Annotated in this window: 10 protein-coding genes and 1 riboswitch; of the genes, 6 read left to right on the top strand and 4 right to left on the bottom strand. The window is 67.8% G+C overall.

Going from position 1 to position 11,594, the window contains the following annotated elements; translation table 11 throughout:
• Nucleotides 1-128: 128 nt before the first annotated feature.
• Entirely contained in the window at nt 129-2,888 is a 2,760-nt protein-coding gene (metH, locus tag ACYVKR_RS16705; RefSeq protein WP_460482068.1) for a methionine synthase, read from the bottom strand.
• A 35-nt stretch (nt 2,889-2,923) separates the two neighbouring features.
• Nucleotides 2,924-3,042: riboswitch (S-adenosyl-L-homocysteine riboswitch) on the bottom strand.
• 235 nt (nt 3,043-3,277) lie between these two features.
• On the opposite strand from metH, the gene hydA reads away from it, so the two are divergent.
• From hydA to ACYVKR_RS16690, 3 genes are read left to right on the top strand one after another with little or no spacing between them, the layout of a single operon-like run.
• Nucleotides 3,278-4,771: a dihydropyrimidinase gene (hydA, locus tag ACYVKR_RS16700; RefSeq protein WP_460482067.1), complete on the top strand. Its 1,494-nt coding sequence runs from the start codon at nt 3,278-3,280 to the stop codon at nt 4,769-4,771.
• Nucleotides 4,764-6,146 carry an amidase gene (locus tag ACYVKR_RS16695; RefSeq protein WP_460482066.1) on the top strand — a complete coding sequence of 461 codons (1,383 nt, stop codon included), beginning with the start codon at nt 4,764-4,766 and terminating at the stop codon, nt 6,144-6,146. The genes hydA and ACYVKR_RS16695 overlap by 8 nt, the downstream gene beginning before the upstream one ends.
• Before the next feature lie 20 nt (nt 6,147-6,166).
• Nucleotides 6,167-6,910, top strand: coding sequence for an aspartate/glutamate racemase family protein (locus tag ACYVKR_RS16690; protein WP_460482065.1), 744 nt, complete (start codon nt 6,167-6,169; stop codon nt 6,908-6,910).
• A 33-nt stretch (nt 6,911-6,943) separates the two neighbouring features.
• Here the strand turns inward: ACYVKR_RS16690 and ACYVKR_RS16685 are convergent, their stop codons facing one another.
• Nucleotides 6,944-7,639 carry a GntR family transcriptional regulator gene (locus ACYVKR_RS16685; protein ID WP_460482064.1) on the bottom strand — a complete coding sequence of 232 codons (696 nt, stop codon included), beginning with the start codon at nt 7,637-7,639 and terminating at the stop codon, nt 6,944-6,946.
• Between the two features lie 284 nt (nt 7,640-7,923).
• On the opposite strand from ACYVKR_RS16685, the gene ACYVKR_RS16680 reads away from it, so the two are divergent.
• Complete coding sequence (locus tag ACYVKR_RS16680) at nt 7,924-9,252, top strand: MFS transporter (protein WP_460482063.1); 1,329 nt, start codon at nt 7,924-7,926, stop codon at nt 9,250-9,252.
• 32 nt (nt 9,253-9,284) lie between these two features.
• Nucleotides 9,285-9,698: a DUF3830 family protein gene (locus ACYVKR_RS16675; protein ID WP_460482062.1), complete on the top strand. Its 414-nt coding sequence runs from the start codon at nt 9,285-9,287 to the stop codon at nt 9,696-9,698.
• A gap of 70 nt (nt 9,699-9,768) precedes the next feature.
• On the opposite strand, the gene ACYVKR_RS16670 is transcribed toward ACYVKR_RS16675, so the two are convergent.
• A complete protein-coding gene (locus tag ACYVKR_RS16670; protein ID WP_460482061.1) occupies nt 9,769-9,927 on the bottom strand; it encodes a hypothetical protein in 159 nt (52 codons plus the stop codon).
• 95 nt (nt 9,928-10,022) lie between these two features.
• Entirely contained in the window at nt 10,023-10,430 is a 408-nt protein-coding gene (locus ACYVKR_RS16665) for a PACE efflux transporter (protein ID WP_460482060.1), read from the bottom strand.
• 134 nt (nt 10,431-10,564) lie between these two features.
• Between ACYVKR_RS16665 and ACYVKR_RS16660 the strand changes: the two genes are divergently transcribed.
• Nucleotides 10,565-11,485: a LysR family transcriptional regulator gene (locus tag ACYVKR_RS16660; protein ID WP_460482059.1), complete on the top strand. Its 921-nt coding sequence runs from the start codon at nt 10,565-10,567 to the stop codon at nt 11,483-11,485.
• Nucleotides 11,486-11,594 lie beyond the last annotated feature (109 nt).

Below are 11,594 nucleotides of genomic sequence, written 5' to 3'. Positions count from 1 at the left end.
TCTGCCCCCGCGCGGGCATCAAAAAACAGAGCTGCTGGCGCTTGCTTATGCGCAATTTCAAATGCTTTTGTATTTGAAATCCTTGCATACCAAGCGCCAACAGCTTCTTTTTCAATAGCGCAACGGCATCAGCCCAGGTTCGGCGCCAGCTTGCGGCGCAGCTCCTCGATGTCCATGCCGCGGCGCTCGGCCATGTCGGCCAGCTGGTCCTCGCCGATCTGGCCCACGTTGAAGTAGGTCGCGTCAGGGTGGCCAATGTAGAAGCCGCTGACGCTCGATGCGGGGAACATGGCCAGGCTGTCGGTCAGCTCCATGCCGATGTCCTTCGCGTCCAGCAGTTGGAACAGATCGATCTTGGCCGTGTGGTCCGGGCAGGCGGGGTAGCCGGGCGCGGGGCGGATGCCCTTGTACTGCTCCTTGATGAGCTGCTCGTTCGTCAGCTGCTCGTCGGCGGCGTAGCCCCACAGGTCCTTGCGCACGCGCTCGTGCAGGCATTCGGCAAAGGCCTCGGCCAGGCGGTCGGCCAGGGCCTTGAACATGATGCCAGAGTAATCATCCAGCGCGTCCTGGAAGTCCTTGTCCTTCTTCTCGGCGCCGATGCCGGCCGTCACCGCGAACAGGCCGGCGTAGTCGGCGATGCCCGACGCCTTCGTGGCCACGAAGTCCGACAGGCAGCGGCTGGGGCGCATCACCTCGTCCACCGCCTGCTTTTCGGTCTGCTGGCGCATGCCGTACCAGGTCATCAGCTCGGTGCTGCGCGATTCGTCGCCGTAGAACACGATGTCATCGCCCACGCGGTTGGCGGGGTACAGCGCCATCACGCCGTTGGCGGTGAGCCAGCGGCCTTCGATGATCTTCTTGAGCATGGCCTGCGCATCGGCCAGCACCTTGCGCGCCTCGGTGCCCACGACCTCGTCGTCGAGGATGGCGGGATAGGGCCCGGCCAGGTCCCAGGTCTGGAAGAACGGGCCCCAGTCGATGTAGCGCGCGATCTCGGCCAGGTCGAAATTCTTGAACACGCGGCGGCCCAGCGCGCGCGGCGCCACGGGCGGGTGGGCGGCGAAGTCCACCACCGTGGCATTGGCGCGGGCCTGGGCCAGCGGCCACAGCGGCGTCTTCTTCTTGTTGGCGTGCTGGTGGCGCACCTTGTCGTAGTCGGTCAGCAGCTCGTCCAGGTAGGCCTGCTTGCCTTCGCCCAGCAGGCTCTGCGCCACGCTCACGCTGCGCGAGGCGTCGGGCACGTAGACCACGGGGCCGTCGTACTTGGGCGCGATCTTCACGGCCGTGTGCACGCGCGAGCAGGTGGCTCCGCCGATCAAGAGCGGAATCTTCTTGATGCGGAAGTAGTCGTCCTTGTCCATCTCGCCGGCCACGTACTGCATCTCTTCAAGGCTGGGCGTGATCAGGCCCGACAGCCCGATGATGTCCGCGCCCTCGGCCTTGGCCTTGGCCAGGATCTCGTGGCAGGGCACCATCACGCCCATGTTGATGACCTCGAAGTTGTTGCACTGCAGGACCACGGTGACGATGTTCTTGCCGATGTCGTGCACGTCGCCCTTGACGGTGGCGATGACGATCTTGCCCTTGCTCGATACGTCCAGGCCCGCGGCTTCCTGCTGGCGCTTTTCTTCCTCGATGTAGGGAATCAGGTGGGCCACGGCCTGCTTCATCACGCGCGCGGATTTCACCACCTGGGGCAGGAACATCTTGCCCGCGCCGAACAGGTCGCCGACGATGTTCATGCCGTCCATCAGCGGGCCTTCGATCACGTGCAGCGGGCGGCCGCCGCCCTGCACCACGATCTGCTGGTAGGCCTCTTCGGTGTCGGCGACGATGAAGTCGGTGATGCCGTGCACCAGCGCATGCGACAGGCGCTCGCCCACGGTCTTGGGGTGCTCGGGCGTGCCGCGCCATTCGAGCTTCTTGCTCTCGTCCTTGGCGCCGCTCTTGGCGGCCTCGGCGATCTCCAGCAGGCGCTCGGCGGCGTCGGGGCGGCGGTTGAGCACCACGTCCTCCACGCGCTCGCGCAGCTGCGGCTCCAGGTCGTCGTAGACGCCGACCATGCCGGCGTTGACGATGCCCATGTCCATGCCCGCCTGAATGGCGTGGTAGAGAAAGACGGTGTGGATGGCCTCGCGCACCGGGTCGTTGCCGCGGAAGGAGAAGCTCACGTTGGACACGCCGCCGCTGACCTTGGCGCCGGGCAGGTTCTGCTTGATCCAGCGCGTGGCCTCGATGAACTCGACCGCGTAGTTGTTGTGCTCCTCGATGCCGGTGGCCACGGCGAAGATGTTGGGGTCGAAGATGATGTCCTCGGGCGGGAAGCCCACCTCATCGACCAGCACGCGGTAGGCGCGCTCGCAGATCTCGATCTTGCGCTGGTAGGTGTCGGCCTGGCCCTTCTCGTCGAAGGCCATGACCACGGCGGCCGCGCCATAGCGGCGGATCAGCTTGGCCTCGTGCTTGAACTTGTCCACGCCCTCCTTCATGGAGATGGAGTTGACGATGCCCTTGCCCTGCAGGCAGCGCAGGCCGGCCTCGATGACCTCCCACTTGGACGAGTCCACCATCACCGGCACCTTGGCGATGTCGGGCTCGGAGGCGATGAGGTTCAGGAAGCGCACCATGGCGGCCTTGCTGTCGAGCATGGCCTCGTCCATGTTCACGTCGATGACCTGGGCGCCGTTCTCCACCTGCTGGCGCGCCACCGACAGCGCTTCCTCGTACTGCTCGTTGAGGATCATGCGCGCAAAGGCCTTGGAGCCGGTGACGTTGGTGCGCTCGCCCACGTTGACGAACAGCGTGCCCTCGCCGATGAAGACGGGCTCCAGGCCCGACAGGCGCATGGGAGGGACGGCAATGGAGGACGGGGACGCGGCAGCGGACATCAAGCTCACCTGTGAAAACCAGAAACAGAGGACAGAACAGGTGAGCGCCGTTGCCAAGAACGGGTTCAAAGCGCAGCGCGGGCACGCCCGGCCGCCTGCCCAAGCCTGACAGGTTCGCGGCTATCACCGGCCTGCTGCAGCGCTCCTTGGGACAAGGCTGGGTATTTTAAGCCAGGCGCCGCGCTCTGGTGCGGGCATGGGCTTGGCGGCCGGCGCAGGCACCGCCTCGGCGTGCGCTTCCCGCGAAGCGCACGTTTTTTATGGCCGTGCGGCCGATATCCGAAATACAAAACCAAAACATCCGACAAACAAACTACCGATTGATTGCATAACAGATGTCATTTACATTACCACCATCAGACCCTCCCCCCAGAAGAACAGGAAGACACATGCAACCCACCTATGACCTGGTGATCCGCCATGGCCTGGTCGCCACCGCCTGCGAAACCATGGAGACGGACATCGGCATCCAGGGCGGCCAGATCGTGGCGCTCGGCAAGGGGCTGGCGCCCGGCGCGGACGAAATCGACGCCCGCGGCAAGCTGGTGCTGCCGGGCGGCGTGGACGCCCACTGCCACTTCGACCAGCCCATGGGCGACGGGCTGAAGATGGCGGACGACTTCCTGTCCGGCACGCGCTCGGCGGCCTGCGGCGGCACCACCACCGTCATCCCCTTCGCCGCCCAGATCCAGGGCGAGTCGCTGCGCGCCGCCGTGGCCGACTACCACCGCCGCGCCGACGGCAAGGCGCTGGTGGACTATGCCTTCCACATGATCGTCACCGACCCCACGGCCGCGGTGCTGAACGAGGAGCTGCCCGGCCTGATCGCCCAGGGCTACACCTCGTTCAAGATCTACATGACCTACGACGACATGAAGCTCGACGACCGCCAGATCCTGCAGTGCCTGGCGGTCGCGCGCCGGCATGGCGCGCTGGCGATGGTGCATGCCGAGAACACCGACTGCATCGCCTGGCTGACCGAGGCGCTGGAGGCCGCCGGCCACACCGCGCCCAAGTACCACGCCGAGGCGCGCCCCATGGTGGTCGAGCGCGAGGCGACGCACCGGGCGATCGCGCTGTCCGAGCTGGTGGACGTGCCCATCCTGATCGTCCACGTCTCGGGGCGCGAGGCCATCGACCAGATCCGCTGGGCCCACGGCCACGGGCTGCGCATCTATGCCGAGACCTGCCCCCAGTACCTGTTCCTCACCGCCTCGCACCTGGACAACGGCTACGAGGGCGCCAAGTGCATCTGCAGCCCGCCGCCGCGCGACAAGGCCAACCAGCGCGTCGTCTGGAACGGCCTGTCGGACGGGCTGTTCACCATCGTCTCGTCGGACCACGCACCCTTCCGCTACGAGGGCAGCGACGGCAAGAAGCCGGGCGGCAAGGAAGTGGAGTTCCAGTATGTGCCCAACGGCATCCCCGGCGTGGAGACGCGCCTGCCCCTGCTCTTCTCGGAGGGCGTGCGCACCGGGCGCATCTCGCTGAACCAGTTCGTCGCGCTGACGGCCACCAACCCGGCCAAGCTCTACGGACTGAACCCGCGCAAGGGCACGATCGCCATCGGCTCGGACGCCGACATCGCGATCTGGGACCCGGAAAAGCAGGTCACCATCACCAACAGCATGCTGCACCACAACGTGGACTACACGCCCTACGAGGGTATGCAGGTCACCGGCTGGCCGGTCACCACACTGGTGCGCGGCCAGCGCGTGTGGGACGGCGGCGAGGTCGTGGGCAGCGCCGGCTACGGCCAGTTCCTGCCCTGCGGCCGGCCCGACATGGCACGGCCGAAGGTGTCCGACGAGGCCGCCGCCGGCCACTATGTGGGCCATGTGCCCGATGCGCTGCGCCAGCTGGCGAGGTCCACCCATGCATGAACTGTCCGCCACCGAGATCGCCGCCGGCTGCAACAGCGGCACGCTGGACCCCGGCGCGGTCGTCGCCGCCTTCCTGCAGCGCATCGCGGCGCTCAACCCCGGGCTGAACGCCGTCGTCGGCGCCGTGCCCGCGCGCCTGGCCGCCGACGTCGAGGCGCTGCGCCAGCGCCTGCGCCAGGGCGAGCACCTGCCGCTGGCCGGCGTGCCCGTGCTGGTCAAGGACGTGATCTGGGTCGAGGGGCAGAACGTCACCCAGGGCTCGAAGCTGTTCCAGGACTTCGTCGCGCCCGAGGATGCGCCGGCCGTCGCCCGGCTGCGCCAGGCCGGCGCGCTGATCCTGGGCATGGCCAACACCTCGGAGTTCGCCTGCAAGGGCCTGACCACCAACCGGGTCTACGGCCTGACCCGGCACCCGGCCGATCCCTCGCTCACGCCCGGCGGCTCCTCGGGCGGCTGCGCCGCCGCCGTGGCGGCGCGGCTCGCGCCGCTGGCCCTGGGCACCGACGGCGGCGGCTCCAGCCGGCGCCCGCCGGCCCATGTGGGCGTGGTCGGCTTCAAGCCCTCGCAGGGCGCCATCGCCGATCCGGTCGGCTTCCCGCATGCCTTCAACGGCCTGCAGGTGCTGGCCCCCATCGCCCGCGACGTGGCGGACACGCAGCTGATGTTCGGGGTGCTGGCGGGCGCCGAGCTGCGCGATCCGCAGTCCATCCCGCTGTCCGCCGAGCCGCTGCGGGGCGCGGCGGAGCTGCGCATCGCCTTCAGCCCGCGCTTCGGGCTCGACGTGCCGGTGGATGCCGATGTCGAGGCCTGCATCGCCCGCGCCATCGAGGCGCTGCGCCGCGCCGGGCTCGGCATCGCCGACGCCGATCCGGCCTGGCCGGCCGGCGCGGACGAAGACGCGCTCATGCCGCTGCAGCACGTGGGCCTGGCCAACCTCTTCGGGGACGCGTGGAAGCGTGATCCCACGCAGTTCGATCCCGACGTCGAGAAGCAGATCGCACGCGGCCTGCAATGGAGCGGCGCCGATGTGGCCCGCGCCCGCGAGGCCGGCTGGCGCATCGCCCTCACGCTGGGCGAGTTCCTGTCGCGCCACGACCTGCTGATCTGCCCGACGACACCCTGCGTCGCCTGGAGCGCCGACCGCCTGGGTCCCGAGACCATCGGCGGCGTGCCGGTGCAGCCCCGAGGGCATGCGGTCTTCACCCCCTTCGTGAACCACGCCATGGCGCCCGCGATCTCCATCCCCTGCGGAACGGGCCGGGCCGGCCTGCCGGTGGGCATGCAGGTGATCGCCGCCCGGGGCCGCGACCGGCAGCTGCTGGCCGCCGCCCGCGAGATCGAAGCCATCCTCGCCGCCGCGGCGGCGTCCGCATAACCCATCGGAAGGCAGCAGCCATGCGCATCCTCGTTCTGAATCCCAACACCAGCCAGGGCATCACCGACCGGCTGATGGCCGCCGCGCTGCCCGCGGCCGCGCCCGGCACCGAGCTGGCCAGCCTCACGGCGCCGCGCGGGTTTCCGTACATCTCCACCCGAGCCGAGGCCCAGATCGGCGGCGCCGTCGCATTGGAGATGCTGGCCGAGCACCACCAGGATTACGACGCGGCCATCATCGCCGCCTTCGGCGACCCCGGCCTCTTCGGCGCGCGGGAGCTGTTCGACATTCCGGTCGTCGGCATGGCCGAGGCCGCGATGCTGACCGCCTGCATGCTCGGCAAGCGCTTCGCCATCGTGACATTTGCCCGGTCGCTGGGCCTGTGGTACCAGGAGTGCGTGGAGGCGCACGGGCTCACCAGCCGCCTGGCCGGCATCCGCATGCTCGATGAGCAATTCGGCTCCGTCTCCGATGTGCAGGAAGAGAAGATGCAGTTGCTGGTGGACCTGGCCAACCAGGCCGTGGTGCAGGACGATGCCGATGTCGTCATCCTCGCCGGCGCACCGCTGGCGGGCCTGGCCGACAAAGTCCGCGACCAGGTGCCCGTGCCGCTGGTCGACCAGATGGCCGCCGCCGTCAAGCAGGCCGAGACGCTGGCCAGCCTGCGGCCGCGCAAGGCCACGGCTGGCAGCTTCCGCCGCCCGGCGGCCAAGCCCACGAGCGGGCTGCCGCCCGCGCTGCAGGCGCGCTTCGAGCACCGTTGAGGGATTCGGCCCCGTCGGAGCCGTCAGAAACGCTCAGGCGAAGATGGCCGCGAAGTCCACCTCGGGCTCCTCGGGCATCTCCAGCCGCAGGGCGTTCTCCACATGCGTCAGGTGCTCGACCATCAGGGCACAGGCGCGGTCCACCTCGCCCGCCTCCAGCGCGTCCAGGATTGCATCGTGCTCATGCTCGGGGCAGGAGGGCACGCCCGGCGCGTCGTACAGCGCAATCACCAGGCAGGTCAGCGAGCACAGCTCGCGCATGTACTTGGTGAGGTAGGTGTTCTCGGACATCTCCGCGATGAGGATGTGGAACTCGCCGGCATGGCGGATCGTCGCCCGGCGCTCGTTCTGCGAGCGGGCCTGCTTTTCCAGCGCGACATTCCTGCGCAGGCCCTCCAGGTGCTCGGGCCGCAGCCGGCTCGCCAGCTCGCGCAGCAGGCAGGGCTCGATCAGGCGCCGCGTGGCCAGTACCTGCCTGGCCTCTTCCACCGTCGGGCTGGAGACGAAGGTGCCGCGGTTGGGCTCCACGGTCAGGATGCCATCATGGGCGAGCCGCGCCAGCGCCAGCCTCACCTTGGTGCGGCTGACATGGAACACTGCCGCGAGCCTCTCCTCCACCAGCTTGGTGCCGGGCGGAAGCTGGTTCTCCCAGATGGCGCCCAGCACCCGCTCGGTGATCTCCTCCACGGACGCGGGCTCGCGCGACTTCGCACCCTTGGCGGAGGACAAGGCGGGTGATTCCTGGCCGGCAGTCGCTTTCTTCATCTCGTCGCAATTTTTGTATGGAACATGTGCAGAAATTGTACGCCAATCCACAAAACGACGCTTTTCCCCATATGGTTACAGCGTGTGGGCCTGCAGGCGCTGAGCACCAGGCACCTTCTGATGATATCCAGCATCCAAATTCAATAAAACCGACATACAAAATACGAATTGATTGAATTTCGGTATTGGTATATCTTGGCGACGGACTGTATGCTGCAGTCCGTAGACTAAAAAACAGGAGACATACCATGCAGGCAACCATCAGTGGCTCGGCGGCCACGCCGGCCGTACCCGCCAACTCCGTCAGAAAGGTGGCAGCGGCGAGCTTGGCGGGCACCACGCTCGAGTTCTATGACCACTTCATCTACGGCACGGCGGCCGCGCTGGTCTTTCCCAGGCTGTTCTTCCCGCAGAGCGACCCGCTGGTCTCGACCCTGCTCTCCTTCGCCAGCTATGGCGTGGCCTTCGTGGCCCGGCCCATGGGGGCTGCAATCTTCGGCCACTTCGGCGACAAGATCGGGCGCAAGTCCATCCTCTTCATCACGCTGATGATGATGGGCCTGGCCACCTTCGCCATCGGCCTGCTGCCCGGCTATGGCACGCTCGGCATCCTGGCGCCCATCCTGCTGGTGCTGCTGCGCATCATCCAGGGCACCGCGCTCGGCGGCGAATGGGGCGGCGCCACCATCATGGTCAACGAGCTCGACCCCAGCGGCAAGCGCCGCGGCCTGCTCGGCTCCGTGGTGCAGATGGCCGCGCCCATAGGGCTGCTGCTGGCCAACGGGGTGTTCGCGGTGGTGACCAAGCAGCTCAGCGACGAGCAGTTCCTCAGCTGGGGCTGGCGCATCCCGTTCCTGCTGAGTTCGGTGCTGGTCATCATCGGCCTGTACATCCGCGCCCAGGTCCATGAATCGGCCCTGTTCGAGAAGCTCGAATCCCAGGGCGAGGAGTCGCCCGCCCCGATCAAGGAGCTGCTGAGCCACTACAAGCGCAAGCTGATGATCGGCTTCGGCGCCCGGCTGGGCGGCGACATCTCGTTCTACGTGTTCACGCTGTTCCTGCTGTACTACGTGCCCACCAAGCTCGGCCTGCCCAAGGACATCGCGCTGTACGCCGTGCTCGCCGGCGCCGTGGCGCAGATCATGTTCATCCCCGTGGCCGGATGGCTGTGCGACAAGCTCGGGCGCCGCCCGGTGCTGATGTTCGGCGGCCTCGGCGGCGCAGCCTGGACCTTCGCGTTCTTCGCGCTGATCGAAACCCGCATTCCCGGCCTGATCGTGCTGGCCGCCTTCGTCGGCATGGGCTTCGTGTCCTTCATGTTCTCGCCGTTGGCGTCCTTCCTGCCGGAGCTGTTCGCCACGCGGGTCCGCGTCACCGGCGCGTCACTGGGCTTCCAGTTCGCCGGCGTCTTCGGCGGCGCACTCGCGCCCATCATCTGCACCAGCCTGCTGGCCGCCTATTCCACGACCCTGCCGGTCGCGCTGTACTGCGCCATCGCCTGCGCGCTGATCGCCGTCGCAGCCTGGTGCGCCCGCGAAACGGCGCGCGCCCACCTGAACGACATCGACTCCCGCTGAGCCGCCACGCTTTCTACCACCACGCAACCACCATGAACAAGATCCGCATCACCGCCGCCGAACACCAGTTCATCGCCGAGTTCCACCCCGACGCCCCGCTCACAGCAGCCGCCTTCCGCAAGCTGCTGCCCTACCAGGAGCGCATCATCCACGTGCGCTGGAGCGGCGAAGGCTGCTGGATTCCGCTGGGCGATTTCGACCTGGGCGTGGGCTACGAGAACGCCACCAGCCACCCCGCACCGGGGGAGATCATCTTCCACCCCGGCAGCGGCGCCAGCGAAACCGAGGTGCTGCTGGCCTACGGCGGCGTCGACTTCTCCAGCAAGGTGGGCCAGCTGGCGGGCAACCACTTCCTGACCATCGTCGAAGGCAAGGAGCATCTGCGCGCCCTGGGCACCAAGGTGCTGTGGGAAGGGGCGCAGGAGATTCTTTTCGAGGAGCTCTGATGGACTGCGCGGGCCACCAGGGCCCGCGCGCTTCATGCCAATCCGGACGGCATGCGCCCTGCCCGTCAGGCTACTTGCTGCCCAGCAGCATGATGGCTGCGATGGTGCCCGCGCCGAACACGACGGCCCACAGGGCCTGGGCAATCATCTCGGCGCGAAACAGCTGGTCCCAGGCCATGCCGCCGGACTCGCTGCCGGCGCCCGCCTGGTGGCTGTCTTTCTGGTCCATGAACACTCCTGTCTCGGTTTGACCGGAGCGCGAGTCTAAACACTGGGCGCCGCGCTGGGCGTGACAGAGGGTAACAAGCGTCGCAGCCGGGGCGGTCACTGCGCCGCCGCCGGCAGGCCGAAGACGCGGTCGAAGCTCCAGTTGAAGACGAAGGTGTAGACCAGGAAGAACAGCAGCAGGCCGATGTCCATCACCAACGCCTCCCACAGCGACACCTGGAACCACCACGCGAACAGCGGCACCAGCATGAAGACCAGGCCGCCCTCCATGCCGATGGCATGCGCAATGCGGCGGGCGATGCTGCGGCCGCGCACGCTCTGGCGCGCCTCCCAGCGCTCGAACAGCGAGTTCCACACCAGGTTCCAGACCACGGCGATGGCCGACGACACGGCCGAGATCACGCCCGAATGCATGGCCCCCTGGCCGGTGGCCGCCGCCAGGCCCGCCGTGGCGACCATGATGGCGAACACCTCGTACAGCCCCACGTAGGCCACGCGGCGCATGGGGCCCTGCAGGGGCCGGAGAATCGGTTTGGATAGTGCTTGCGTTGACATAGGGCGCATGGTATATCCGCAATACTGAAAGATAAAGTCAGAATCTTTCAGATATTTTGATAAATCAGGCGAAAACCGCTGCCATGGCATTTACTTCCGACAACATCCATGTCTTCCTCGCGGTGCTCGACCGGGGCTCGTTCTCGGCCGCGGCCCGGTCCCTGGGCCGCGTGCCCTCGGCGGTGAGCATGTGCATCGCCCAGCTCGAGGCCGAGCTGAACCTGCCGCTGTTCGAGCGCCGCGGCCGCGAGCCGGTGCCGCTGCCCGCGGCGCTCGCGCTGGAGCCCCAGGCCCGGCTGCTGGCCACGCAGTTGCAGCAGCTCAACACCCATGCGCTGGCGCTGGAGCAGGGCCTGGAGAGCCGGCTGACGCTGGCCATCGCGCCCGAGCTGCTGTCCGCGCCGTGGACGGTGCCGCTCGCCGCGCTCACCGGCGAGTTTCCCCAGCTCAACGTGGAGGTGCTGACCGCGCCGCAGGCCGATGCGCTGGCCATGCTGCACAGCGGCCGCGCGCAGCTGGCCATCGTCTTCGAGCGCCCCAGCATCGACGGGCGCGAGGGCTTCCAGGAGGTGGGCGAGGACACGCTGCTCGCCGTCATCGCCCCCGGCCACCCGGTGATGCAGGCGGCCCGCGCGGGCTTGGCCGACGGCGCCCCGGTGCTGCTGCGCGAGCACCACCTCACCAACACGCGCCAGATCGTAGTGGCCAGCCGCGACTGGAGCGTCACCGACGGCCGCCTCGCCTATGCCCGCGACATCTGGCGCACCGACAACCACTGGGCGGCGCTGAGCATGATCAGCGCCGCCATGGGCTGGGGCTGGCTGCCGCGCCAGCTGGTCCAGCCCTCGGTGCAGGCCGGTACGCTGGCGGCGATGGAGTTCGACAACCTGAGCAACGGCGTGACCCTGTATGTGGACGTGGTCTGGTCCAAGGAGCACCCGCAGGGCCTGGCCGCACGCCGCTACGTGCAGCTGGCGCGGCAGCTGATGGCCGGCAGCCCCTGACATTTCAAGCCAAATTGGCATCCAGCGCTTATGCAGTAAGCGCGAACAGCTATTCTTTTTAATATTGAACACCGGCAGCCCTGCTAGCGGTACAGTTGCACCGGTGTCT

The organism is Comamonas humi (genome assembly GCF_054782535.1).
The sequence above is the reverse complement of the archived record's forward strand: the minus strand, read 5'-3'. Positions and strand labels throughout refer to the sequence as shown.

Coding starts and splice junctions, on each gene's coding strand:
- metH (WP_460482068.1), bottom strand. CDS start 2,888: ATGTCCGCTGCCGCGTCCCCGTCCTCCATTGCCGTCCCTCCCATGCGC.
- hydA (WP_460482067.1), top strand. CDS start 3,278: ATGCAACCCACCTATGACCTGGTGATCCGCCATGGCCTGGTCGCCACC.
- ACYVKR_RS16695 (WP_460482066.1), top strand. CDS start 4,764: ATGCATGAACTGTCCGCCACCGAGATCGCCGCCGGCTGCAACAGCGGC.
- ACYVKR_RS16690 (WP_460482065.1), top strand. CDS start 6,167: ATGCGCATCCTCGTTCTGAATCCCAACACCAGCCAGGGCATCACCGAC.
- ACYVKR_RS16680 (WP_460482063.1), top strand. CDS start 7,924: ATGCAGGCAACCATCAGTGGCTCGGCGGCCACGCCGGCCGTACCCGCC.
- ACYVKR_RS16675 (WP_460482062.1), top strand. CDS start 9,285: ATGAACAAGATCCGCATCACCGCCGCCGAACACCAGTTCATCGCCGAG.
- ACYVKR_RS16670 (WP_460482061.1), bottom strand. CDS start 9,927: ATGGACCAGAAAGACAGCCACCAGGCGGGCGCCGGCAGCGAGTCCGGC.
- ACYVKR_RS16665 (WP_460482060.1), bottom strand. CDS start 10,430: ATGCGCCGCGTGGCCTACGTGGGGCTGTACGAGGTGTTCGCCATCATG.
- ACYVKR_RS16660 (WP_460482059.1), top strand. CDS start 10,565: ATGGCATTTACTTCCGACAACATCCATGTCTTCCTCGCGGTGCTCGAC.